Source organism: Streptomyces lavendulae subsp. lavendulae (genome assembly GCF_002803845.1).
Lineage (GTDB): Bacteria > Actinomycetota > Actinomycetes > Streptomycetales > Streptomycetaceae > Streptomyces > Streptomyces lavendulae.
Window position 1 is genome coordinate 7,353,564 of record NZ_CP024985.1, and the last position, 23,488, is coordinate 7,377,051.

At 74.3% G+C, this 23,488-nt stretch carries 21 protein-coding genes; 12 read left to right on the forward strand and 9 right to left on the reverse strand.

Annotated features, from left to right (window positions below; all coding sequences use genetic code 11):
* Positions 1-10 precede the first annotated feature (10 nt).
* The 8 genes from SLAV_RS32905 (at position 11) to SLAV_RS32935 (ending at position 7,916) form a co-directional block, all read left to right on the forward strand.
* On the forward strand, positions 11-982 hold the full coding sequence (locus SLAV_RS32905) for a Zn-ribbon domain-containing OB-fold protein (RefSeq protein WP_030231521.1): 972 nt from the start codon (positions 11-13) through the stop codon (positions 980-982).
* Complete coding sequence (locus SLAV_RS32910) at positions 982-2,055, forward strand: thiolase family protein (RefSeq protein WP_030231518.1); 1,074 nt, start codon at positions 982-984, stop codon at positions 2,053-2,055. The genes SLAV_RS32905 and SLAV_RS32910 overlap by 1 nt, the downstream gene beginning before the upstream one ends.
* Complete coding sequence (locus SLAV_RS32915; RefSeq protein ID WP_030231516.1) at positions 2,052-3,227, forward strand: thiolase family protein; 1,176 nt, start codon at positions 2,052-2,054, stop codon at positions 3,225-3,227. Before SLAV_RS32910 ends, SLAV_RS32915 begins: the two co-directional genes overlap by 4 nt.
* A 119-nt stretch (positions 3,228-3,346) precedes the next feature.
* Complete coding sequence (locus SLAV_RS32920; protein ID WP_030231513.1) at positions 3,347-3,571, forward strand: DUF397 domain-containing protein; 225 nt, start codon at positions 3,347-3,349, stop codon at positions 3,569-3,571.
* A gap of 106 nt (positions 3,572-3,677) precedes the next feature.
* Positions 3,678-4,085, forward strand: a complete 408-nt coding sequence (locus SLAV_RS32925) for an ACT domain-containing protein (protein ID WP_030231511.1) — start codon at positions 3,678-3,680, stop codon at positions 4,083-4,085.
* A gap of 101 nt (positions 4,086-4,186) precedes the next feature.
* Positions 4,187-5,014: an AAA family ATPase gene (locus SLAV_RS43405; RefSeq protein WP_335341804.1), complete on the forward strand. Its 828-nt coding sequence runs from the start codon at positions 4,187-4,189 to the stop codon at positions 5,012-5,014.
* Positions 5,015-5,420: 406 nt separating this feature from the next.
* Positions 5,421-7,031, forward strand: coding sequence for a tetratricopeptide repeat protein (locus SLAV_RS43410; RefSeq protein ID WP_335341803.1), 1,611 nt, complete (start codon positions 5,421-5,423; stop codon positions 7,029-7,031).
* A 66-nt stretch (positions 7,032-7,097) separates the two neighbouring features.
* Complete coding sequence (locus SLAV_RS32935; RefSeq protein WP_030231509.1) at positions 7,098-7,916, forward strand: maleylpyruvate isomerase family mycothiol-dependent enzyme; 819 nt, start codon at positions 7,098-7,100, stop codon at positions 7,914-7,916.
* 46 nt (positions 7,917-7,962) lie between these two features.
* Here the strand turns inward: SLAV_RS32935 and SLAV_RS32940 are convergent, their stop codons facing one another.
* From SLAV_RS32940 to SLAV_RS32955, 4 genes are read right to left on the reverse strand one after another with little or no spacing between them, the layout of a single operon-like run.
* Positions 7,963-9,378, reverse strand: a complete 1,416-nt coding sequence (locus SLAV_RS32940; protein ID WP_030231507.1) for an NAD(P)/FAD-dependent oxidoreductase — start codon at positions 9,376-9,378, stop codon at positions 7,963-7,965.
* The gene (locus SLAV_RS32945) at positions 9,375-10,559 is read right to left on the reverse strand and encodes a DUF6545 domain-containing protein (protein ID WP_037687525.1); all 1,185 of its coding nucleotides are present in this window, start codon (positions 10,557-10,559) and stop codon (positions 9,375-9,377) included. The genes SLAV_RS32940 and SLAV_RS32945 overlap by 4 nt, the downstream gene beginning before the upstream one ends.
* 2 nt (positions 10,560-10,561) lie before the next feature.
* Entirely contained in the window at positions 10,562-11,092 is a 531-nt protein-coding gene (locus tag SLAV_RS32950; RefSeq protein WP_030231503.1) for a hypothetical protein, read from the reverse strand.
* Between the two features lie 14 nt (positions 11,093-11,106).
* Complete coding sequence (locus SLAV_RS32955) at positions 11,107-11,421, reverse strand: hypothetical protein (protein ID WP_030231501.1); 315 nt, start codon at positions 11,419-11,421, stop codon at positions 11,107-11,109.
* Positions 11,422-11,843: 422 nt separating this feature from the next.
* On the opposite strand from SLAV_RS32955, the gene SLAV_RS32960 reads away from it, so the two are divergent.
* On the forward strand, positions 11,844-12,344 hold the full coding sequence (locus SLAV_RS32960; RefSeq protein WP_030231498.1) for a hypothetical protein: 501 nt from the start codon (positions 11,844-11,846) through the stop codon (positions 12,342-12,344).
* A gap of 48 nt (positions 12,345-12,392) precedes the next feature.
* Here SLAV_RS32960 and kstD read toward each other — a convergent pair whose 3' ends face one another.
* The 3 genes from kstD to SLAV_RS32975 all read right to left on the reverse strand — a co-directional run bounded on the left by kstD (position 12,393) and on the right by SLAV_RS32975 (position 16,187).
* On the reverse strand, positions 12,393-14,183 hold the full coding sequence (gene kstD / locus SLAV_RS32965) for a 3-oxosteroid 1-dehydrogenase (RefSeq protein WP_030231495.1): 1,791 nt from the start codon (positions 14,181-14,183) through the stop codon (positions 12,393-12,395).
* An 87-nt stretch (positions 14,184-14,270) separates the two neighbouring features.
* On the reverse strand, positions 14,271-14,864 hold the full coding sequence (locus tag SLAV_RS32970; protein WP_199922177.1) for a hypothetical protein: 594 nt from the start codon (positions 14,862-14,864) through the stop codon (positions 14,271-14,273).
* A 192-nt stretch (positions 14,865-15,056) separates the two neighbouring features.
* A complete protein-coding gene (locus SLAV_RS32975) occupies positions 15,057-16,187 on the reverse strand; it encodes an aminoglycoside phosphotransferase family protein (RefSeq protein ID WP_030231490.1) in 1,131 nt (376 codons plus the stop codon).
* 232 nt (positions 16,188-16,419) lie between these two features.
* On the opposite strand from SLAV_RS32975, the gene SLAV_RS32980 reads away from it, so the two are divergent.
* Positions 16,420-17,916: a DNA-binding protein NsdB gene (locus tag SLAV_RS32980; protein ID WP_030231488.1), complete on the forward strand. Its 1,497-nt coding sequence runs from the start codon at positions 16,420-16,422 to the stop codon at positions 17,914-17,916.
* Positions 17,917-18,092: 176 nt separating this feature from the next.
* Here the strand turns inward: SLAV_RS32980 and SLAV_RS32985 are convergent, their stop codons facing one another.
* Positions 18,093-19,517, reverse strand: coding sequence for a PP2C family protein-serine/threonine phosphatase (locus tag SLAV_RS32985; protein WP_030231486.1), 1,425 nt, complete (start codon positions 19,515-19,517; stop codon positions 18,093-18,095).
* Positions 19,518-20,078: 561 nt separating this feature from the next.
* Here SLAV_RS32985 and SLAV_RS32990 point away from each other — a divergent pair.
* Positions 20,079-22,352 (forward strand): xanthine dehydrogenase family protein molybdopterin-binding subunit, encoded by a 2,274-nt coding sequence (locus tag SLAV_RS32990; protein ID WP_030231484.1) that lies wholly within the window; start codon positions 20,079-20,081, stop codon positions 22,350-22,352.
* A 16-nt stretch (positions 22,353-22,368) separates the two neighbouring features.
* Entirely contained in the window at positions 22,369-22,824 is a 456-nt protein-coding gene (locus SLAV_RS32995) for a (2Fe-2S)-binding protein (RefSeq protein WP_030231481.1), read from the forward strand.
* Positions 22,825-22,906: 82 nt separating this feature from the next.
* Here SLAV_RS32995 and SLAV_RS33000 read toward each other — a convergent pair whose 3' ends face one another.
* Complete coding sequence (locus tag SLAV_RS33000) at positions 22,907-23,320, reverse strand: SHOCT domain-containing protein (RefSeq protein WP_030231479.1); 414 nt, start codon at positions 23,318-23,320, stop codon at positions 22,907-22,909.
* Positions 23,321-23,488 lie beyond the last annotated feature (168 nt).

Below are 23,488 nucleotides of genomic sequence, written 5' to 3' on the forward strand. Positions count from 1 at the left end.
GAGACCCACCATGACCGCCGCGCCCCCACCCCAGGTACTCCGCGCGCCCCTCGTCGTCGAGTTCCCCTTCACCCGCTCCCTCGGGCCCGTCCAGAGCGCCTTCCTCACCGGCCTGCGCGAGCGCGTCGTGCTCGGCGTCCGCACCGGCGACGGGCGGGTGATGGTGCCGCCCGTCGAGTACGACCCCGTCACCGCCGAGGAGATCCGCGAGCTCGTCGAGGTCGCCCCCGCCGGCACCGTCACCACCTGGGCCTGGAACGGCGACCCCCGCCCCCAGCAGCCCCTCGCGACCCCCTTCGCCTGGGTGCTGGTCCGGCTCGACGGCGCCGACACCGCGATCCTGCACGCCCTCGACGCCCCCGGCCCCGACGCCGTCCGCACCGGCATGCGGGTACGGATCCGCTGGGCGGCCGACCGCACCGGAGCCATCACCGACATCACCTGCTTCGAGCCGGAGGAGAACGGCGGGGACGGCGGGGACGGCGGCGCGGCCACCCCCCACGACGGGGCCTTCGCCGACCCCGTCACCGGCATCGTCGCCGAGGCCCGCCTGGACTACACCTACAGCCCCGGCCGCGCCCAGACCGCCTACATCAACGCCCTCGCCGAGCGGCGGACCGTCGGCGAGCGCTGCCCCTCCTGCCACAAGGTGTACGTCCCCCCGCGCGGCGCCTGCCCCACCTGCGGGGTCGCCACCACCGACCGGGTCGAGGTCGGCCCCGCCGGCACCGTCACCACGTACTGCATCGTCAACATCAAGGCCAGGAACCTGGACATCGAGGTCCCCTACGTCTACGCCCACATCGCCCTCGACGGCGCCGACCTCGCCCTGCACGGCCGGATCGGCGGCATCCCGTACGACCAGGTCCGCATGGGCCTGCGCGTCGAACCGGTGTGGACCGACGGCGGACGCTACCCCGACCACTACCGGCCCACCGGCGAGCCGGACGCGGACTACGACGCGTACAAGGAGCTCATCTGATGCCCAGGACGAGCAGGTACGCCCGCGACGTGGCCGTCGTCGCCTTCGCGCAGAGCGACCACCTGCGCCGCACCGACGAACTCAGCGAAGTCGAGATGGTCATGCCGGTCCTGCACGAGGTGCTGGCCGCCACCGGACTGAAGGCCGGGGAGATCGGCTTCACCTGCTCCGGCTCCAGCGACTACCTCGCCGGCCGCGCCTTCTCCTTCACCATGACCCTCGACGGGGTCGGCGCCTGGCCCCCGATCTCCGAGTCGCACGTCGAGATGGACGGCGCCTGGGCGCTGTACGAGGCCTGGGTCAAGATCCAGACCGGCGAGGCCGACACCGCGCTCGTCTACTCCTACGGGAAGTCCTCCCCGGGATCCGTCCGCGACGTCCTCACCCGCCAGCTCGACCCGTACTACCTCGCCCCCCTCTGGCCCGACTCGGTGGCCCTCGCCGCCCTCCAGGCCCGGGCGCTGATCGACGCGGGCGAGACCGACGAGGCCGCGCTCGGCGCCATCGCCGCCCGCAGCAGGGCCGCCGCCGAGGACAACCCCCACGCCCAGCTGCGCGGGGACGTCCCGCGGGGCGAGTACCAGGTGGCGCCGCTGCGCACCGGGGACTGCCCGCCGATCGGCGACGGCGTCGCCGCGGTCGTCCTCGCGGCCGGGGACACCGCCCGCAGGCTCTGCGGACGGCCCGCCTGGATCACCGGCATCGACCACCGCATCGAGGCCCACGGCCTGGGTCTGCGGGACCTGACCGACTCCCCGTCCACCCGGCTCGCCGCCGAGCGCGCCGGGCTCTTCGAGGCGCCCGTGGACACGGCGGAACTGCACGCGCCGTTCTCCTCCCAGGAGGTCGTGCTGCGCAAGGCGCTCGGCCTCGCGGAGGGCGACGCCGTCGCCGTCAACCCCTCCGGCGGGGCCCTCGCCGCCAACCCCGTCATGGCGGCGGGCCTGATCCGCATCGGCGAGGCCGCCGCCCGCATCCACCGCGGCGCGTCCGACCGGGCCGTCGCCCACGCCACCTCAGGCCCCTGCCTCCAGCAGAACCTGGTCGCCGTCCTGGAAGGGGATCCGGCATGAGCACGTTCGGCAAGGAGCCCGTGGCCGTCGTCGGAGTCGGCCAGACCAAGCACGTCGCCGCCCGGCACGACGTCTCCCTCGCCGGCCTGGTCCGCGAGGCCGCCGCCCGCGCCCTCGCCGACGCCGAGCTGACCTGGGCGGACGTGGACGCCGTCGTCATCGGCAAGGCCCCCGACTTCTTCGAGGGCGTGATGATGCCGGAGCTGTACCTGGCGGACGCCCTCGGCGCCGTCGGCAAGCCGATGCTCCGCGTCCACACCGCGGGATCCGTCGGCGGGTCCACCGCACTGGTCGCGGCCAACCTGGTCGCCGCCCGCGTCCACCGGACCGTGCTCACCCTCGCCTTCGAGAAGCAGTCGGAGTCCAACGCCATGTGGGGGCTCTCCCTGCCCGTCCCCTTCCAGCAGCCGCTGCTGGCCGGCGCCGGAGGCTTCTTCGCGCCGCACGTGCGCGCGTACATGCGGCGCACCGGCGCCCCCGACGCGGTGGGCTCCCTCGTCGCGTACAAGGACCGGCGCAACGCCCTGAAGAACCCGTACGCGCACCTGCACGAGCACGACATCACCCTGGAGAAGGTCCAGGCGTCCCCGATGCTGTGGGACCCGATCCGCTACTCCGAGACCTGCCCCTCCTCGGACGGGGCCTGCGCCATGGTCCTCACCGACCGGGCGGGCGCCGCCCGTTCGCCGAAGCCGCCCGCATGGGTGCACGGCGGGGCGATGCGCAGCGAGCCGACCCTGTTCGCGGGCAAGGACTTCGTCTCCCCGCAGGCCGGCAAGGACTGCGCCGCCGACGTCTACCGGCAGGCCGGGATCACCGACCCGCGGCGGGAGATCGACGCGGTCGAGATGTACGTCCCCTTCTCCTGGTACGAGCCCATGTGGCTGGAGAACCTGGGCTTCGCGCAGGAGGGCGAGGGCTGGAAGCTGACCGAGTCCGGCGTCACCGAGCTCGACGGGGACCTCCCCGTGAACCCCTCCGGCGGGGTGCTGTCCACCAACCCGATCGGCGCCTCCGGCATGATCCGCTTCGCCGAGGCCGCCCTCCAGGTACGGGGGCTGGCCGGGGAACACCAGGTCCCCGGAGCCCGCCGGGCCCTCGGGCACGCCTACGGCGGCGGCGCGCAGTTCTTCGCGATGTGGCTGGTCGGGGCCGAACCCCCGGCGTCCTGACGGGTACCGGGCGGGGCGGCCGGGCCGGGCCGGTCACCCCCCGCCCGGCGGGGCCTGTGCGGCGGCCGTCCCGATGGCTACCCTGGGCCCCCGGACGACGTACCGGGAGGAGCACGCACGTGGCGAACGGCAACACGGTGTGGGGAAAGCCCGAGCTCGATCTCAGCGGGGCGGACTGGCGGTCGGGCAGCCGGGGGGTGGGCGACGTCCAGATCGCCTTCGTGGAGGGATTCATCGCGATGCGCAGCGGCGGGCGCCCCGACGGTCCCTCCCTGGTCTTCGCGCCGGGCGGATGGCGCAAGTTCGTCCTGGGGGCGCGGGGCGGGAACTTCGGGCTGACCTGACGGAACGCCCCCTCGGCGCGCGGCCGGTGTGCCGCGCGCCGGGGCAGGGCCGCAACCATCCGCGCCGGGGCCGCGCCACTTCGACGACTGGGCCTAGGGTGGGCCCATGAGCGGAGAGAGCGACCTTCGGAAACTGCTGAGCGGCATGCGCCCGGAGCTGAACGAGGGCCGGTACGTGTTCTGCACCCTCCCGGACACGACGGCGGTACCCCCCGGGCTGGCGCCCGTCGCCACCGTCCGCGAGGCCGAGGGGCTGACCCTGGTCCTGCGCCAGGACGAAGCCGACGCGGCCGGACTCGCCTACACGTACACCGCGGGCTGGATCACCCTGCGCGTCCACTCCGCCCTCGACGCCGTGGGCCTCACCGGAGCCTTCGCCGCCGCGCTGGCCGAGCGCGGACTCAGCTGCAACGTGATCGCCGGATACCACCACGACCACCTGTTCGTGGCCGCCGACCGGGCCGCCGAAGCCGTCTCCGTACTGGAGGAACTGGCCGCACGTTCGACGGAATAGGGAAATCCGTAAAACAAACCGATCTTTCCCGGCCGCGGGCCTCCCTCAGCGTGCGTGCGGGCGTACGCTGAGGCACCGAACCGGCCAGGGGGGTTCCAGCCATGACGGATCGTCACGCCCGCACGCGGCACACGCTCTTCGAACGCGAAACGGAACTCGTCGCCGTGGACGAGGCCCTCGACCGGCTCACCGGATCGGGCCCCGACGCGGGCGGCGGACTGCTCGCCCTCTCCGGCCCCGCCGGCCTCGGCAAGACCACCCTCCTCGCCGAAGTGCGCCGCAGCGCCCTCACCCGCTCCTGCACCCTCCTCGCCGCCCGCGGCGGCGAACAGGAACAGGGCCAGCCCTTCCACGTCGCCCGCCAGCTCATCCAGCCCCGCCTGGCCGGCCGCTCCGAGACCTCCCTGCGCGCCGCCCTCGGCGGCTGGTACCCGATCGTCGGCCCCGCCCTCGGCCTCTGCGCCCCCGGACAGGGCGCCCCGCCCGACCCCCAGGGCCTGCGCGACGGACTCGACTGGGTGCTCACCCAGCTCACCGTCCAGCGCGCCCCCGTCGTCCTCGTCCTCGACGACGCCCACTGGGGCGACGCCGAATCCCTCGGCTGGCTCGCCGCCTTCGCCCCGCGCGCCGAACACCTCGCGCTGCTCCTCGTCGTCGCCTACCGCCCCGACGAACTGCCCGCCCACGCCGAGGCCTTCCGCGGCCTGTCCGGCCGGGCCGGACGACGCCCGCTGAACCTCGCCCCGCTCAGCGCGGCCGCCGTCTCCACCCTGGTCCGCGAGACGGTCGGGGAGCACGCCGAGGAGTCCTTCTGCCGCGAGGCCTGGGCCGTCACCACCGGAAACCCCTTCGAGGCCGTCGAACTCACCGCCAGGGTCCGCGCCAAGGGCCTCGAACCCACCTCGGCCAGCGCCCCCCCTGCTGCGTGACCTCGCCGCCGCCCAGCGCGGGAGCGGACTCGTCGCCCGCCTGCACGGACTCGGGCCCTCCACCGTCCGCTTCGCCTGGGCCTGCGCCGTCCTCGGCACCGCCATCCCGCAGCGGATCGCCGCACGCGTCGCCGGTCTCGGGGCCGAAGAGGCGGCGGACGCCACCAACCGGCTGCGCGCCGCCCGCATCCTGTCCGCGCCCGCCGAGGACGGCGACCCCGAGGGCGACCCCCCGCTGGAGTTCGTCCACCCGCTGCTCGCCACCGGCATCTACCGGGCCATCCCCGACGCCCTGCGCGTCGCCCTCCACGGCAAGGCCGCGGCCGCCGTCGTCGACGCCGGACTCGGCCCCTCCGCCGCCGCCCGCCACCTCCTGGAGACCCAGCCCGAGAACGACCCCTGGGTCGTGCGCACCCTGCGCGAGGCCGCCGCCGAGAACCTGCGCGCGGGCGCCCCCGAAGCCGCCCGCCGCCAGCTCGACCGCGCCCTGCAGGAACCCCCGGACTTCGACGAACGCGCCGCCGTGCTCTACGAACTCGGCTGCGCCTCCCTGCTCACCGAACCCGCCAACACCGTCAACCACCTGCGCGCCGCCCTCGCCGAACCCTTCGACGACCCGGCCCTGCGCCAGGGCATCGTGATCCGGCTCGCCCAGGTCCTCGCCCACAGCGACCACCTCTCCGAGGCCTCCGAACTCCTCGCCCGCGAGATACCCCACACCCCGGACGCCCGCGCCCGGCTGCGCCTGCAGTCCGAGCAGTTCATGTGGGACGCCTTCGACGCCGCCGAGACAGACTCCCCGGCCCGCTCGCGCCGGCTCGCCAAACTGGCCGACCGCCTCGGCGGGCGCGACCTCACCGAGCGGTACGTCATAGGCCTGCGCGCCTGGGACGCCTGCCTGCGCGGCGAGAGCGTCGAGACGGTCCTGCACCACGCGCGCCGGGTCCTCGCGGAACCCTTCAGCTGGGCCTACGCCGACCGCGGCTTCGAGGTCCCGGTCCTGACCGCGATGGTCCACATGTACGCCGACCGGCCGGGCCGCGCCGAGGAGCTCTTCGCCGCGGGCACCGCCGAGTTCGAACGGCAGGGCTGGCGCGGGGCCCACCTGTCCTTCGCGTACGGACTGCGCGCCTACATCCGCTACCGGCGCGGGCAGCTCGCCGAGGCCGAGGAACTGGCCCGCGCCGGCCTGCGGCTCGCCGAACGCGTGGGCCGCCGTACGCCGGTGCACTGGTACGCCATCGCCATCCTCCTCACCACCCTGGTCGCCCGGGGCCGGGTGGACGAGGCCTGGGAACTCGCGCGCGAGCACGGGTACGGGGAGCCCTTCCCCGCCGCCGTCGTCTTCCCCGACTCGCAGACCGTCCACGCCGAACTGCTGCTGGCCCGGGGCGAGACGAAGGCGGCGACCGCGGCACTCGAAGAGGTCGGCCGCCGGCTCACCCCGCGCGGCATCCAGAATCCGGCCTGGTGCCCCTGGCAGCTCCTCCTGGCCCGCGCCGTGGCCCCCGAGGACCCCGCCGCGGCCCGCGCCCTGGCCGACGAGGCCCTCGGCCGCGCCCGTGCCTTCGGCGCCCCCTCCGCCATCGGCCAGGCCCTGCGCGTCCGCGCGGAGGTGGCGGACGCCCCCGGCGAGCGCACCGCCCTCCTCGCGGAGGCCGTGGCCCTGCTGTCCCGCTCGCCCGCAGGCTACGAACTCGCCCTCGCCCTGGCCGCCCTGGGCGCCGAACGCGGGGACCGGGAACTGCTCACCCGGGCGCTGATCACCAGCCGGGAGTGCGGCGCCGACTCGCTCGCGGCGAGCACCGCCGAACGGCTCCTGGCCCTCGGCGGAGCCCTGCCCTGCGGTTCCTCCTGGGAGGACGAGCCCACCCCGGAGGAACTGCGCGCCGCGGAGGACGCCGTACGGGGCGTCCCGACGCCGGGCCCCGAACTGTCCGCCGTCTGCCGCAAGCTCGGCACCGACCTGAACGGCCTGTCCGACGCCCTCGCGGCGTTCGCCCGTGGCGCACACTGAGCCGCGGGCGTTCGCCCGCGGCTCAAGCCGGGGCCGCGTGGCCCGCCGCCGGGCACGGTGGCCCGTATGGATCACTCAACCCGAATCAGGATCTTCCTGGCCGAAGCGGCCGCCTTCGACCGGGCCGTGCGGCGCGCGGCCGGGGCGGGCAGCCGGCCGCCCCTCGTCCCCGCGTGCCCCGGCTGGTCGGTCGCCGACCTCGTCGGACACCTCGGCAGCGTCCAGCGGCTCCTCACCCACGTCCTGCGCGAGCGGCTCACCACCGCGCCTGATCCCACCGACCCGTCCCTCTACGGGCTCCCCGCCGACCCGGCGGTCCGCGCCGCCTGGCCGCTGCCCGACCGGACCCCGACCCTGGGCCCCGTGCCCGGGGAACTCCTCGACTGGTCGGCGCAGGCCGCCCGCGGCCTGGCGGAGGTACTGGACGGGCTCGGCCCCGACGTCCCGGTGTGGACCTGGTCGGCGGAGCGCACCAGCGGCTTCTGGCTGCGGATGCAGACCATCGAACAGGCCGTCCACCGCTGGGACGCCGAGGACGTCACCGGGGAACCGGCCCCCTTCGACCCCGAGCTGGCGACCGACGCCGTGAGCCAGACCTTCGAGGTGATGGCCCCCGCCCGGCGCGGCTGGAAACCGGCCCCCGCCGGGGACGGGGAGCGCTACCGCTTCCGCCGCACCGACGGCCCCGAGAGCTGGACGGTGGAGTTCCGCGGCGACGAGGTCCGCCTGGAACCCGGCGGTGACGGCCCCGCGCACGTCGAGCTCGCCGCCACCGCCTCGGACCTGATGCTCCACCTCTGGGGGCGCAGGCCCGCCCGGGAACCGCGCGTCACCGGGGACGCGGGGCTGCTCCCGTACTGGTTCACGCTCGTCCCACCGGTCTGACCCGGACGCGGCCCGCCGGCGGGGCACCGCTACGCGGCGCCGCCGCTCACCCGCGCAGTGCCGCGAGCGCCGCCAGCTCGGCCTCCGCCAGCGGCGGCCCGGTCAGCTGCGCGCGGCGCGGGCCCAGCGCGGCGGCCAGCAGCACCGGCGGGGTGAACAGCCGGGCCGCGGGCCGCTCCAGGGTCATCACGTCGGTGACGGCGCGCGCCACCCGCCCGTTGCCGGTACTCGTGTGCAGCAGCCGCCGCACGTACGCGGCGGCCACCCGCTCGGCCCGCGTCGGACCGCCCTCGGTGGCACCCGGGTAGAAGACGTCGTTGCCGGTGGACAGCGCCCACGCGGCACCCACCGGCCCGGCGACGGCCTTCTGCACGCGGGCGCCGAGCCCGTCGGCGGACCATCCGTGCCGGGCGATCACGGCCCGCAGGGCGAGGGCGCTCTGCGCGGCCACCGACATGCCGTGCCCGTATACGGGGTTGTAGGCGGCGACGGCGTCCCCGATGACGGCGAACCCCTCCGGCAGCGCGGACTTCTCGTAGTGGTGCCTGCGGTTGACGGTCGTCCGCGTGACGACCACGTCCGTCAGCGGCTCCGTCCCGCTGATCAGCTGGCCGACGACCGGGTGGCGCAGCTCCCGCGCGAAGCGCTCGAACGCCTCCGGATCCGAGGTGGGTTCGCCGCCCCGCGTCCCCGACAGGGTGACGAGCCAGCGGTCCCCCTCGATCGGCACCAGGGTCGCCGAGCGGCCCGGACCGGGCTCGCGCGGATCGGCCTGCACGTTCACGATGACGGGGAAGGCGTTCCCGAGGTCCGCGGGGGCGCGGAAGATCCGGCTGGCGTAGACGAGACCGGGGTCGACCGTCCGCACCGCGGGCTCCGCCAGGCCGAGCCCGCTCAGCCAGGCCGGTGCGCGCGAGGACCGGCCGGAGGCGTCGACCACCAGGTCCGCCGCGAGGACCCGCTCCGCGCCGCCCCGTTCGCGCACCCGGACCCCCGTGACCCGGCGGGCGCCACCCTCCAGGCCCAGCACCTCCGTACGGTCGACGACGCCCACCCGGGCCAGGGCCCCGGCGGCCCGGCGGACGTGCCAGTCGAGGAGGTCGCGGCTGGCCACGACCACGTAGTGGGAGGCCTCGGCCCAGCGGCGGAACCAGCCGGCCGGGGAGAAGCCCACCATGTTCGTCGGCAGCGCTATTCGGTGGGCGCCGTCGTCCATGAGCCGGCCGATGGTCCCCGGCAGCAGCCGGTCGATGGCCGCCGCCCCGCCGGACCACAGCAGGTGCGCGTGGTGGGCCTGCGGCAGCGCCCGGCGCGGCAGGGGGCCGTCGGGCAGCGCGTCCCGTTCCACGACGACCACGTCGGCGAACTCCGCGAGCGCGGCGGCCGTCAGCATCCCGGCGAGGCTGCCGCCGATGACGACCGCGGTGCGCGGACCCGGTGACGACGGTGCGGTGCTGCTCATGAACTCACGCTCTCTGGATGGTCTGCCGGCCCGGAACGGGCGCGGAAGGAGGTGACGACGGGCGACCGGCGCAGTGCCTTGGAGACCGCGACCAGGTCCGGGGCCTTGGTCTGGCCCGCCTCGGCCGCGTCCTCGGCTTCGGCGCCGCCGTGCATCCGGCGCAGCGCGGCGACCACGGCGACCGCGTCGGCGGTGGCCGCCGCCTGGGCCGGTGCCTCCCTGCGCGCCAGGGCCTCGGCGAGGGCCCGCTCCCGGACCGCGGGTTCCATGTACGGCTGGAGGCGCAGCAGCCCGTCGCTGATCTGGGTCCTGCGCTGGACGAGGCGCCGGCTGATGGGGGAGCGCCGGGGCAGCCGCAGCGAACCGGTGTCGAGCGGCTCCAGCTCCTTCACGAACGGCACCAGGCAGCGGAAGTGGTAGTAGTCGGTCCCGATCCGCTGGAGGGCCTCGCCCGCGTGGGGCAGGATGAAGCCCACCGCGATGAACAGCGCGCAGACGGCGGCGATGGGCGGGGCGACGTAGGTGCTGAGCCAGTCCAGGTCGTGGCCGCTCCAGCGGGCGAACACGGCGATGAGCTTCACCGTGTCGTAGCAGAGGTTCAGGATGAAGCCGATGACCAGCAGCACCAGGCCCGCGCGCAGCCAGCCCGAGACCTGGCGCAGCCAGGACCAGGTGACCACCGAGGTGATCGCGCAGGCGATGGTGTGGGCCCCCAGGTAGAGCAGGATGTGCTCGCGCATCCAGGGGGTGTTGGCGTAGTACGTGTCCAGGTCCCGCAGGCGTTCGACCGGCGCGTCGGCGAACGCGAAGGTGATCCACAGCCCGGCGACGACCGCAGAGTAGACGATCCCGATCGTCCAGCTGGTCCGCCGCACGCGCCGTGGATCGCCGCCCCGCCAGTGGATGATCATCACCAGGCAGGAGGCGCAGAACAGCGTGAGCAGCGTGTACAGGACCGGCGCCGCGATGTTCGCGACGCCCGTCGCCCGGTTCATGGCCCCCAGCGTCTTGGGGCGGCCGCAGTAGAAGACGGCGGAGGCCAGCAGCAGCAGGCCGCCCACGGAACGCACGTTGGGATCGATGCGCCAGAACCTCATCATCACGGGCAGCCGGATCGCGAACGCCAGGGTGAGGATCGCGGCCGGGATGAGGTAGGGGATGTAGTACTTGTCGGAGTTCACCGTCAACCGATCGGTCCGCGGTAGCCGAGCGCGTTGCCGATGCGCCCCGCGACGTCGTTGCGGCGCACCGCGCCCGGGCCGTCGCCGCCCACCAGCCAGGGCCGGCACCGGTCGCCGAGCATCAGGCCGAAGCTCTCCGCCTCGATCTCCTGGACGTCCTCGTAGTGGGAGCGCGCCGCGACGCTGGCGTAGGTCAGGTCCGAGGCGTCCGGCAGGGAGCGGGCGGCGGCGGCCGCCCCGCGTCCGTGCTCGGTGCAGTGGCCGGCCTTCATGTGCCACAGCTCGTGCCCGAGGATGACCAGTTGGTGGTCAGGGGTCGTGTACTTCTCCACGACGACGATGTCGTACTCCTCCATGTTCAGCCACAGTCCCGAGGTGGTCAGCTCGGTGGGGAAGCGCTCGAAGCGCAGCACGATGGGCCGGCCGCCGCGGGTGCGGCTCATGGCGTCGCAGAGCGCCCTGAAGAGGGTCTGCGGATCGACCGGGGCCTCCAGGTCGAGCGACGCGGTGAGCGCGGTGCAGAGCTTGCGCATGGAGCGAGAGACGTTCACCGGACCTCCTCGGCGGGCAGCATCGAGGTGATCATGCCAAGGAGCAGTGTCTCCTGGGTACGGCTGAGGGGTCTGCCCCGGGTGGATATGGAGACCGGACCGCAGTGGTCCGTCGGGAAGGCGGGTACGTGGCCGAAGCAGGCCGCGAACTCCTCGCCCCGCGGCAGCGCGGCCGTCACCCCGGTGGGTACGCCGGTGCGTGCCGCGAGGGCCTGCGCGTCCAGGATCTCGTCGAGGTCCAGTTGCCTCTCCTTGGCGAGCGCCCGTATGCGGGCGAGCGTCGTGGCGAGGGACAGGACAGACTCCGCCATCTGTCTGTGCTCCCATACGTCCGAAGGGCAGATCCGTCTGCACTCACGGAGGGGCGCCGTGCCCCCCGGTCACAAGATCCTCAGCGCCGTTCCGGTAGTCGTCGCGTCGTCGTACGGAGGACGGCCGGACCGGTGGTGGGGACGGACAGCAAGATACAGCCAGTGAGCGGGGCTGTGGCGGGAAAGGGAGCGTGCTTCCGGGTCCGGAGCGGCGGCCCGCCTCCGCTCCGCCCGGACGGTAAGGAGTACAGCGGTCGGACGGTCCATACGTGCAGGTCCGGGAATCCCCGGGCCGGTGCGGGGGGCGTCCGGGAGGCCCGTCGCCGACCCGTCTCGCGGCCGTCGCCGACCCTTCGCGGGGCCTTCGCCCGGACGAGGCCCCCCGGGGCCGGAAAACCGCCGCGGCCACGTACCATGGCGGCATGTCCTTCCTCCGCCGCCACCGTGCCGCCACTCCCGCCGGCCCGGACTTCGACGTCCTGGCCATGGACCCGGGGGACTGGCCGGGCAACCTCGGGGCCGGGCTGCTGCCCGCTCCCGACGGCAGCTGCCAGGGCGTCTTCCTCCGCTACGACCTGTTCGGCGGACGCGGCCCCGCGATGATCATCGGCAACCTCCCCGAGGGATCCCCGGCCAGGGACCTCGCCGAGGGCCAGGTCCCCTTCGAGGTGGCCCAGCTCCTCGCCGCCCTGGAGAACGACGAGGAGGTCGAGGTCACCGGCTCCGAGGACTGCCCCGTCATGCAGGGGGACAACCTCCTCATCGTCCGGAAGGTCAAGCTCTCCGAGGGCCGGATCTCCTGCGTCCAGTTCGACCGCAGCGACAACGTCCTCGTGACCATCGCCAGCTGGGACCGTCCCATCACCGACGACCTCTACGCGCTGCTCAAGCCGCTGCCCGCGGAGCTCTTCCAGCAGGGCTAGCCCCTTCCCGGGCCGGCTCGCGCCGGCCCGGCGCCGCCGCCCCTGCGGTCAGGCGTCCGCGATGTCGTTCGCGGCCACGTAGCCGAAGGTCATCGCGGGCCCGATCGTCGATCCGGCCCCCGCGTAGCTGTGGCCCATCACCGCCGCGCTCGCGTTGCCCGCCGCCCACAGACCCCGGATCACGGAACCGTCGGGCCGCAGCGCCCGGGCGCGGGCGTCCGTGACGATCCCGCCCTTGGTGCCCAGGTCCCCGGGCACGATCTTGAAGGCGTAGAACGGCGGCACCCAGACCGGGGCCAGGCACGAGTTCGGCTGCACGGCCGGGTCCGTGTAGTAGTGGTCGTACGCCGTGTCGCCCCGGTGCTGGTCGGTGTCGGTGCCGTTCCACGCCTGGGCGTTGAAGCGGTTCAGCGTGGCCCGCAGCGCGGCCGCCGGCACCCCGATCTGGCCCGCCAGGGCGTCCCAGGTCCAGGCCTTCTTCGCCGCGCCCGCCTCGTACCAGGCGTCGGGGAAGGGGAGCGTCGGCAGGATGTCCTTGAACAGGTACCTGTTGCGGTAGTTCTGGTCCACGATCAGCCACGCCGGGATGTGGGAACCCGCCCCCGCCCGGTCCTTCTCGTACATCACGTGCACCACGTCGCTGTACGGGGCGGCCTCGTTCACGAAGCGCGTCCCCGCCCGGTTCACGATCAGACCGCCCGGCAGGGTCCGCTCCGCCAGGCAGAAGTACGGCTCGCCGGGCAGCGGGATCGACGGGCCCCACCAGGCGTCCTCCATCAGGGCCAGCGCGGCGCCCGCCCGCTGCCCGGCCCGGATCCCGTCGCCCGTGTTCTCCTTCGCGCCCACCGACCACTCGGTGCCGATCGGCTGCTGCTGGTACTGCGCCCGCATCTGCGCGTTGTGCTCGAAGCCGCCCGAGCCGACGACCACCCCCTTGCGCGCCCGTACGACGCCCCGTACGCCCTCCTTCTCCACCACGACCCCGGTCACGGCACCGTCGGGCCCCTCCTGCACCAGGTCCACCAGCGGGCTGTTCAGCCACACCGGCACCCCCGCCCGCAGCAGCCCGGCCCGCAGCCCGGCCGCCAGGGCCTGGCCCATGGTCAGCGGCTTCTCCCCGCGCAGCGCGGCCTTGGCGCCGCGCGCCAGGCACTCCGTGGACACCGCGAGCCCCTTCGCGCTGACCGCGGCGAGGTTCAGCCACTTGTAGTCCTGGCTGAACACCACCATCCCGGCGGGCACCGGCATGTACGCCGGGTTCAGGTGCGCCAGCTCCGCCCCCAGGAGGTTCCCGTCGATCTGGTCCGGCTCGATGGACCGGCCGTTCGGCAGCCCGCCCGGCAGGTTCGGGTAGTAGTCGCTGTAGCCGTCCATGAAGCGGAACCTCAGCGGGCTGTTCGCCATGACGAAGTCCAGCATCCGGGGCCCGTTCGCCAGGAACGCCGCCTGGCGGTCGGCCGGCACGTCGGGGCCGACGACGGCCGAGAGGTACGTCGCGGCCTTCTGCGGGGTGTCCGGGACCCCGGCGCCCAGGATCACCGAGTTGTTGGGCAGCCAGATCCCGGCACCCGAGCGGGCGGCCGACCCGCCGAAGGTGGGGGCCTTCTCGACCACCAGGACGCTCAGCCCGCGCCCGGCGGCGGTGAGCGCGGCGGTCATCCCGGAGGCCCCGGACCCGACCACGACGACGTCGTACTCGCCGAGCGGCGGCCCGTCGGCCGCCCGCGCGACGGCGGACGGGAGCACGGAGGCGGCGAGCACCCCGGCCCCGGTCCCGGCCAGGACGGTCCGCCTGGACGGGAGGGCGGCGGGGGAGGTGCGTGAAGCACTTGCGGACATGGGCGGGCTCCGGCGGGAGGGAGGGAAGGGGGTGGTTCCGACATGTCTGATGCCGAGTCAGAAAACTCTTCGGGGGATCATGTGATGTCAAGGCATCCGGCGCCGCCGCGTCCAGTACCCGACCGTGGCGACGCCCAGTAGCGGGCCCCACAACAGCAGTGGCGTGTAGCAGGCGTAGAACCAGACGGTGGCGAAACCCTGCGCCTCGCTGGGGAAGTCGGCGGGCAGCGGCTCTCCCGTGACGGTGGTCCCGGCCGCCTGGCTCCACGCGACGAAGCACCACAGGACGGTCAGCGCGAGGGCGCCGAGGGCGGCGGGGATCCCGGCGGCCGCCACCGGTATCCGCCGCCCGCCCAGGACCGGCAGCCGGCGCGGGAGCCGCTCGCCCCACGCCGCGACCAGCCCGACGGCGGTGAAGGCCAGCAGCTCGGAGAAGAGCGTCAGGGCGACCACGTACACCCGCATCGGGATCCACCCCGGCAGGTCCGACCGCGCTCCTTCGGGATCGTCGGCGAAGAGCAGGCCGAGCCGCCAGATCCCGGAGGGAAGTACGGCGAACGGGACGGCGTACGCGGCGGTCCGGGCCCAGCGCGGGACCCCGGGCACCGGTGCGTGCGCGGCCCGCCAGGCGGCGCGCAGGCGCCGGCCCGACGGCCGGACGTCGATCAGGGGTACGGGCACGGTGTCCTCCTGTGGCAGGCGTCCTCAGGGGTGCCCTCCGAAGATCGCAGCCGCCCCCGGGCCCGCGGATCCCCCGGCGGAGCGATCCGCCTCGCCCGCGCGGGGGAAGGAGGATCCGCCCCGCGGCGTACGCACACGAGCGAAGTCCCGTGGCGGTGGGAGCCACGGGACTTCGCGTCATGGGGGGCGGGGTCAGCGCGTGCCGACCGCGGCCCTGACCGCTCTGCGCGCCATCCCGGCGTCGTCGTGCAGGCGGCGCAGCAGCAGGCGCTGCTCCTCCCCGGAGGACAGGGCCCCCGCGGGCAGCGGCTGCGCCGGCGCGGCGGCCGTCATCGACCGCTGCACCGCGGTCTCGGCCATCCGGATCTCCCTGGTCAGCACCAGCATCAGGTTGACCAGGAAGGCGTCCCGGAAGGCGGGACCGGCCGACTGGGCGAGCCGGCTGATCTGACCGCGCGCCGCCGGGGCGTCACCCAGCACCGCCCACAGCGTGGCCAGGTCATAGCCGGGCAGGTACCAGCCCGCGTGCTCCCAGTCCAGGAGCACCGGACCCGCCGGGGAGAGCAGCAGGTTCGACAGCAGGGCGTCGCCGTGGTTGAACTGCCACGGGACCCCCGCCGGCCGCAGGCCGTGCAGCAGCTTCTGCAGGTCGCCGAAGTCCCGGTCGGGCAGCAGCCCGAGCTCGTGGTCCCGGCTGATCCGCCGCGCGTAGTCCACCGGGTGCCCGAACAGGTCGGTCGGCGGCCGCCACTGGTTCACCCGGCACACCGCGCCGAGCGCGGCCCGGACGTCCGCCCGGGGCGGGGCGTCCACCGGGTGCCGCTGGAGCGCCGCGACCCGGCCCGCCATGCGCTCCACGATCAGTACGCAGTTCTCCGGATCGGCGGCGATCAGCCGGGGCACCCGTACCGGCGGACGGTGCCGGACGAAGGTCCGGTACGTCGCTATTTCGTGCCGGTACCGCTCGCGCCATTCGGGCGAGTGGTCCAGTAAAACCTTCGCGACGGCGGTCATCCGCCCGGTCGTTCCCACCAGCAGGACCGACCGGCCGCTGCGCCGCAGGACCTGTACCGGTGCGAACTCCGGACAGATCCGCTGCACCGAGGCGAGCGCGGTGCGCAGCTGCGCCCCCTGCGGCCCCGACAGGTCGATTCTTCCGCTGGGCGGCTGGGATCCGGTACCCGGCATCCGCCGCGCCCGTACGGCGCCGGCGCCCTGCGCCGGGGCCGCCGCGCGGCCGGGTTCGAGGTACGGGCCGCCCCCTGCCTGGAGGGTGCGGTGCGGACGGACCGGGGCGGACACGGAGGACGTTGCTGCGTACATGGCGTTTACGGTTCCCTTCGTGCGCCGACGAGTTGCGTACGCCGCCCCGCCGGATCCCGTACTTCACCCTGGGGAGTTCCGCCGGTGAACCGGGTCGGGGAGGCGCATTCCTACCTGACACCCGGTGGTCCCTGGCGAACCATGGGGCGTGCCCTGGCGAACCCTGGCGAATAGTCCACGGGGATCTGACAGGGGGCTACTGTCAACTCAGCCGAGAACCTGGGGGCTTGACGTGAGCAAAGGTCCAAACACCCGTCTGAACGACCTGTTCGGCCTGGCCGGCTGGTCCAAGGGCGAACTGGCGAGGATGGTCAACCGGCAGGCGGCGGCCATGGGCCACCACCAACTGGCCACCGACACCTCGCGGGTGCGGCGCTGGATCGACATGGGGGAGACCCCGCGCGAGCCGGTGCCCACGGTACTGGCAGCACTGTTCACCGAGCGGCTCGGTCGTGTCGTGACCATCGAGGACCTCGGGTTCGTACGGCAGCGGCGCACCACCAAACGGCAGCCGGACGGGGTGAAGGAGAACCCCGACGGAGTGCCCTGGGCGCCCGAACGCACAGCCGCGGTCCTCACCGAATTCACGGGAATGGACCTCATGCTCAACCGTCGCGGCCTGATGGGCGCGGGAGCCGCGCTCACCGCCGGCTCAGCCCTCAGCAACGCCATGTACGACTGGCTCCACTCCGACCCCGCCGCGGCCAAGCGCGCTCAGGGCTTCGGCGATCCCCACCAGGCCGATCCGGCGGGCTACGACCGCTACGAGGCCGCCCCCATCGGCTCCCAGGAGATCGAGGCCCTGGAGCGCTCCGTGGAGGTGTTCCGCGCCTGGGACGCCTCCCGGGGCGGCGGCCTCCAGCGCAAGGCCGTCGTGGGCCAGCTGAACGAGGTGGGCGGCATGCTCGCCTACCACCACCCCGACCACCTCCAGCGCAGGTTGTGGGGGGTGGCGGCCAACCTGGCGGTGCTGGCGGGCTGGATGTCGCACGACGTCGGCCTCGAACCCACCGCGCAGAAGTACTTCGTCATCGCGGCCCACGCGGCCCGGGAGGGCGGCGACCGCCCGCGCGCCGGAGAGGCGCTCTCGCGGGCGGCCCGGCAGATGGTCCACCTCGGCAAGCCGAACGAGGCCCTGGACCTGATGAAGCTGGCCCAGTCCGGTTCCGGCGAGCAGACCCTGCCGCGCACCCGCGCCATGCTGCACACCATCGAGGCCTGGGCGCAGGCCGCCATGGGCAAGGGCCAGGCCATGCGCCGCACCCTGGGCGAGGCCGAGGAGCTGTTCGTGTCCGACAAGGGCGACGTACCGCCGCCCTCGTGGATGCAGCACTTCGACGAGGCGGACCTGCACGGGATGCAGGCCCTGGCGTACCGGACGCTCGCCGACCACGACGCCACGGCGGCGCCGGTGGCGGCGCGCCACGCCCGGGAGGCGCTGCGGCTGCGCGGCGAGGGCTACCAGCGCTCCCAGACCTTCGACTACATCTCCATGGCCTCGGCCTGCTTCATCGCCGACGACCCGGAGCAGGCCGACCGCTACGCCCGGCTGGCCCTGGTCTCCATGAGCGAGACCAGCTCGCACCGCACCTGGGACCGGCTGCGCGAGATGTACCGGCTGACCGGCCAGTACGCCGGCTACGCCCGGATCGAGGACCTGCGCGAGGAGATCAAGATGGCCCTGCCGGACGCGCCCGCGCCGAGGGTCGCCCGCGGGACGGAGGCGTAGAGGGGGAGGGGTGCCACCGAACGGGAGCGGATGGGAACGGACGCGGAGGGGAAGGGGAACGCCGAAGGCACGGGGAACGACGAAGGGCCGCGCTCCGGGCGCGGCCCCCAGCCTGTGGTCGCGGGGCTGCGGTCCGTCGGCCGACGGGGCGCGGGCGGGTACGCGGTGCCGGTGTCCTAGCCGCCGATCCGGGCGACCAGGACGCAGGCGTCGTCCTCCCGCTCGCCCTCCCCGAACTCCTCCGTCACCAGCCGTACGCAGTCCTGCGCCGAGCGCGCCGCCAGGAACCGCGGGGCGAGCGCCAGCAGGCGTTCCGTACCGTCCGGCCGGCCGAACCCGATGCCCTGCGGCGCCAGTCCGTCCGTGTGCAGGACGAGCACGTCGCCCGGTTCGAGCTGCTCCTCGGCCTGCCCGTACGCGGCCCCCGCGGTCGCGCCCAGCAGCACGCCCTCCGGCGGCCGCAGCGCCCGCCCCCGGCCGCACCGGAACAGCAGCGGCGCGGGGTGCCCGGCCTGGGCCCAGGACAGCACCCGGCGCGCGGGGTCGTAGCTGCAGCAGAGGGCCGAGCCCAGGGCGGGTTGTACGGAGGCCTCCAGCAGCCGGTTCAGCCAGCCCATCAGGGGGCCGGGCTCGATCCCGGCGATGGCCATCCCGCGCAGGGCGCCGAGCATCATGGCCATGCCGGACGCGGCGCTCACCCCGTGCCCGGTCAGGTCGCCGACCGTCAGCAGGGAGCGGCCGTCGGGCAGTTCGAGGGCGTCGTACCAGTCGCCGCCGATCAGCGAGCCGGTGGCGGAGGGCAGGTAGTGCGCGGCCACGTCCATGGCGGCGGCGCTGCCGTGCGGGAACCGCAGGGAGCCGCGCCACGGGGGGAGCACGGCTTCCTGCAGCTCGACCGCCAGCCGGTGCTCGGTCCGCGCGATCTCCTGCCGGCGCTGGAGCGAGTCCTGTGACTCGCGCACCGCCCGCTGGCTCCGGCGCAGTTCACTCACGTCACGGAGCACGGCCCACATCGTGGCCGTGCAGCCGTCGGAGTCGAGTACCGGCTCGCCCCTCATGTGCAGCGTCCGGACGCGGCCGTCGGCCCGGACGATGCGGAACTCGCCGTCGATCGGCTTCCCGTCGACCAGGCAGTCCGTGACCATGGCGGTCAGCAGGGGCTGGTCCTCGGAGAAGAGGGTGGAGCCCAGCTCGTCGAGGGGCAGCGGGCCGGCCTCGGGCGGGCGGCCGAAGATCTGGAAGAGCTCCTCGGACCAGGTGACCTCGTCCGTCAGCAGGTTCCACTCGGCGCTGCCGACCCGGGTCTGCCGGTCCTCGGCGGTGGTCCCGGGCGCCGCCGGGGGGAGCCCGGAGGACTCGGGGACGGGCGGCAGCCCCTCCCGGAGCTGGCCCAGGTGCTCGCCGAGGTCGTCGAGCTGGTGTACGGCCAGGTCGCAGAGCGCGCGCTGCCAGCGGCCCCGCGGGTCGTCCTCGTCCACGACGGTGTCGCGGCGGACCGCGTCCACGTCGCCCCGCAGCCGCCGGGTCCGGGAGATCAGGGCGTCCACCGGTCCCGGCTCGGGAGGCTGCGCGGGGCGGTCCGCGTACAGATGGGACGGCATGGGCACTCCGATGCAGGCGCGGCGATGAGAACGCGTCACGGCCAGGTCCGGAAGAAGGACCGGCTACGACTGTGGCACAGCCCGCGACGGGCCGTAAGCCGTTTGGCAACATCCGTACAGGCCTTGCTCCTGGCATATGCCTCGGGCCTTCCGGGCTCCCGGCACGCGTACGAACGAATCCGGTCACCCGCGTACGGGCCCGGCCGACCGGGGGACCTGGGAGGTCCCTGCGCCCACCCCGCCCGCGGGCCGCACACCGACGTCCGGAAACGGACCCTTCCGGCGGGGCCTTCGAGCGTACGGACGAGGTGTGCGGGGCCTTGAGCACCGCCCGACCTCCGGGTGAGCCCGCGATCACCCCCTCCGGGGGATCCCTCGAAAGGGGGAGCCCCCCGCCCTCGTGAGGTCCGAACCGGGTGTGCGCCGGGCGCGGTTCGTGGTCACGGAGGTCACCTGCGCCCCGCACTTCCCACTCCTTCGCGTGATCGCTACTCTACGTGTCGGTAATGAGCCGGTGGCGGTCCGAGCGGCGGGCCGGGGGCAGGGCGGGGACACGACCAGATGGCCGAACAGAGCGGGGCGACCGCGACCGGTTCCGCACGTCCCTCCGACGACGGGCAGGGGGCCACCGGGAGCAGCCGGCGCTCCTTCCTGACCTACCTCGTCGCGGCGCCGACCCTGGCGCTGATCACCCGGGCGGGCGCCGACGTGCTCGCGCCGCAGCCCGCGCACGCCGTGATCCCGACCCTGCCCGCCGTCGCCGACCTGGTCGACCTCGGCGACCTGTTCATCCTGGCCGGCGCCCCCACCTCCGCCCTGCTGGCGCTCGCGGTGGAGACGGACGGCACGATCCGCTTCCGGCTGCCGCGCGAGGAGGTCGGCCAGGGGCTGACCACCGCCGTGGCCATGCTGGTCGCCGAGGAGCTCGACGCGCCCCTGGGCTCGGTCCGGGTGGAGCTCGACGACGCGCGCCCCGAGCTGCTGTTCAACCAGCTCACCGGCTCCTCGAACTCGATCCGTTCCCTGTACGGCCCGGTCCGCCAGTGCGCCGCCGGAGCCCGCGCCCGCCTGGTCGCGGCGGCCGCCGCCCGCTGGAACCTGCCCGCCTCCCGCCTGACCACCGCGGGCGGCGTCGTACGGGCCCCCGACGGCCGTACCGCCGACTACGGCAGCCTCTCCGCGGAGGCGGCGGCGCCCGGCCTGATCGTCCTCGGGGCCTCCCCGAAACCCGCCGCACGGCACGCCCTCGTCGGCACCCCCACCCGCCGCATCGACGCCCGGGCCATGGTCACCGGAGCCCAGAAGTACACCCTCGACCTCGACGTGCCCGGCGCCAAGCCCTGCGTGGTGCGCCGTCCGCCCACCCTCGGCGGCGCCGTGCGCGGCGTGTCCAACCTCGCCGCCGTCCGGGCCATGCCCGGGGTCCTGCACGTGGTCACCGTCCCGACCGGGGTCGCCGTCGTCGCCGAGACCTTCGGGCAGGCCCTGGACGCGAAGGCCGCCCTCCAGGTGGTCTGGGGCCCCGGCCCCGCCGACCAGCTCTCGGACGCGCAGATCCGCACCAGGCTCCGGGCCGCCACCCCGCCGCTGCTGGTGCCGCCGCTGCTCACCCCGTACGTGGACGCCGAGTTCGACTTCGCCTTCGTCAGCCACGCCCCGATGGAGACCAACTCCGCCGTGGCCGACGTACGCGACGACCGTGCCGAGATCTGGTCCGGGCTCAAGTCCCCGATCGTGGCGCGCGAGACCATCGCCGCCGATCTCGGGCTGCCGCTGGACAAGGTGAAGGTGCACGTGGTCCAGGCCGGCGGCTCCTTCGGCCGGCGCCTGTTCTTCGACGCGGCCCTGGAGGCCGCCCGGATCTCCAAGGCCTGCCGCCGCCCGGTGAAGCTGATGTGGACCCGCGTCGACGACACCCGGCACGGCCGGATGCGCCCCGCGACCCACCACCGGATCCGCGCCACGCACCTGCTGGGCGAGGTGCTCAGCTTCGAGCACCGGGTCGCCGCCGCCGAGACCGACTTCCGGCACGGACTCGGCGAGATCATCACGGCCACCGCCGCGAGCCTGCCGTCGGGCATCGGCAACGCCACCCTCGCGCAGACCCTGTTCCTGACCACGGTGAAGTCCCCGTACCACTTCGGGCTCACCACCCAGACGCTGAACGAGGTGCCCACCGGCATCCCCACCGGGTCCTGGCGCTCGGTCTACTCGGCCAACACCCGGGGCGCCGAGGAGATCGTCGTCGACGAGCTGGCCGCCGCCACGGGCAAGGACCCGTACCGCTTCCGCCGCACCTTCCTGAAGACCGACGCCCAGCGCGCGGTGCTGGACAAGGTGGCCGCCGAGGGGGAGTGGGGGCGGGCGCTGCCGGCCGGCTGCGCGCAGGGCATCGCCTTCCACGAGGAGTACAAGTCCCGCACCGCCTGTCTGGTGGAGATCGACACCCGCGATCCGGAGCACGTGCGGGTCACCCGGGCGGTCATCGCGGTGGACGTGGGCCTGCCGGTCAACCCGAGCGGCCTGGAGGCGCAGATGATCGGCGGCCTCACCGACGCGATCTCCACCACGTTGCGGGCCGGGCTGCACCTGGACAAGGGGCTCCCGCTGGAGGGCAGTTACAGTCAGTTCCACTGGGCGAAGCAGCGTGACACCCCGCTGGACGTACGGGTCTTCGTGCTCCCGGCGACGGGGACCGATCCGGGCGGCGCCGGCGAGCTCGGGGTGCCTGCCGCCGTCGGCGCCATCGCCAACGCCTGGGCCCGCGCCACCGGTTCCAAGCCGCGCAGCTTCCCCCTCGACTTCGACGTCGACTTCACCCCCTACCCGCGCTGACCGACTGGAGCACGCCGTGCCCTCGCACACCTTCACCGTCAACGGGCGCAGCGTCACCGTCGACGCGCCCGACGACCTGCCCCTCCTGTGGGTGCTCCGGGACATGCTGGGCGTCACCGGCCCCAAGTACGGCTGCGGGGTGGACGTCTGCAAGGCCTGCACCAGCCACCTCGACGGCACGGACGTCCGCCCGTGCGTGGTGCCCGTCTCCGCCTGCGCGGGCAAGCGGGTCACCACCATCGAGGGCCTGGCGGACGGGGACGTGCTGCACCCCGTGCAGGAGGCCTGGCTGGAGCAGGACGTGGCCCAGTGCGGCTTCTGCCAGCCCGGCCAGATCATGGCCGCGGTGGCGCTGCTCCGGCGGACGAGCGAGCCGACGGACGAGGACATCGACGCCATCGCCAACATCTGCCGCTGCGGCACCTACTTCCGCATCCGCGAGGCCATCCGCAGCGCCGCCGCCCGGATGTGAGGCCGCCCGTCCGCGGGGGACGGGGCCGTGGGCGGGGGCCGGATCCCGGTGGATCCGGCCCCCGCCGCGCGGCGCGCGGGGCTCAGGCGAGCAGCTTCTGCTTGGCCTGCTGGAACTCGGCCTCGGTCAGATCGCCCTTGGTCCTGAGCTCGGAGAGTCTGGCCAGCTCGTCCGCCGTGCTCTTGGCGGAGCCGCCCGCGGTCTCGCGGATGTAGCTGTTGAACGCCTCCTGCTGTTCCTGCGCGTGCTTGATCTCGCGCTTGCCCATGTTCTTGCCGCGGGCGATCACGTAGACCAGGACGCCCAGGAACGGGATCAGGATCAGGAACAGCAGCCAGAGGGCCTTCAGCCAGCCGTTCATCTCGTGGTCGCGGAAGAGGTCCACGATGATGCGGAAGAGCAGGACCAGCCACAGGACCCAGAGGAAGATCCACATCACCGTCCAGAACGCGCCCAGCACGGGGTAGTCGTAGGCCAGATAGACGGATGCCTGCATGGCCGTCCTCCTTCGTTCGGGCGGCCGTCCGGACGCGTGGCGCGCGGACGGCCGACGTGATCACCATCGCAGCAGGCCTTCAAGATCGCCACTGGGCCGGACGGCGGCCCGACGCAGGCCCCGCGGGGCCCTGCGGGAGCCCGACGGCGGCCGGACGGACCGGCCGCT

Bases quoted from the DNA above. Each gene is read 5' to 3' on its own strand.
- SLAV_RS32905 (WP_030231521.1), top strand. From the start codon at position 11: ATGACCGCCGCGCCCCCACCCCAGGTACTCCGCGCGCCCCTCGTCGTC.
- SLAV_RS32910 (WP_030231518.1), top strand. From the start codon at position 982: ATGCCCAGGACGAGCAGGTACGCCCGCGACGTGGCCGTCGTCGCCTTC.
- SLAV_RS32915 (WP_030231516.1), top strand. From the start codon at position 2,052: ATGAGCACGTTCGGCAAGGAGCCCGTGGCCGTCGTCGGAGTCGGCCAG.
- SLAV_RS32925 (WP_030231511.1), top strand. From the start codon at position 3,678: ATGAGCGGAGAGAGCGACCTTCGGAAACTGCTGAGCGGCATGCGCCCG.
- SLAV_RS43405 (WP_335341804.1), top strand. From the start codon at position 4,187: ATGACGGATCGTCACGCCCGCACGCGGCACACGCTCTTCGAACGCGAA.
- SLAV_RS32935 (WP_030231509.1), top strand. From the start codon at position 7,098: ATGGATCACTCAACCCGAATCAGGATCTTCCTGGCCGAAGCGGCCGCC.
- SLAV_RS32940 (WP_030231507.1), bottom strand. From the start codon at position 9,378: ATGAGCAGCACCGCACCGTCGTCACCGGGTCCGCGCACCGCGGTCGTC.
- SLAV_RS32950 (WP_030231503.1), bottom strand. From the start codon at position 11,092: ATGCGCAAGCTCTGCACCGCGCTCACCGCGTCGCTCGACCTGGAGGCC.
- SLAV_RS32955 (WP_030231501.1), bottom strand. From the start codon at position 11,421: ATGGCGGAGTCTGTCCTGTCCCTCGCCACGACGCTCGCCCGCATACGG.
- SLAV_RS32960 (WP_030231498.1), top strand. From the start codon at position 11,844: ATGTCCTTCCTCCGCCGCCACCGTGCCGCCACTCCCGCCGGCCCGGAC.
- kstD (WP_030231495.1), bottom strand. From the start codon at position 14,183: ATGTCCGCAAGTGCTTCACGCACCTCCCCCGCCGCCCTCCCGTCCAGG.
- SLAV_RS32975 (WP_030231490.1), bottom strand. From the start codon at position 16,187: ATGTACGCAGCAACGTCCTCCGTGTCCGCCCCGGTCCGTCCGCACCGC.
- SLAV_RS32985 (WP_030231486.1), bottom strand. From the start codon at position 19,517: ATGCCGTCCCATCTGTACGCGGACCGCCCCGCGCAGCCTCCCGAGCCG.
- SLAV_RS32990 (WP_030231484.1), top strand. From the start codon at position 20,079: ATGGCCGAACAGAGCGGGGCGACCGCGACCGGTTCCGCACGTCCCTCC.
- SLAV_RS33000 (WP_030231479.1), bottom strand. From the start codon at position 23,320: ATGCAGGCATCCGTCTATCTGGCCTACGACTACCCCGTGCTGGGCGCG.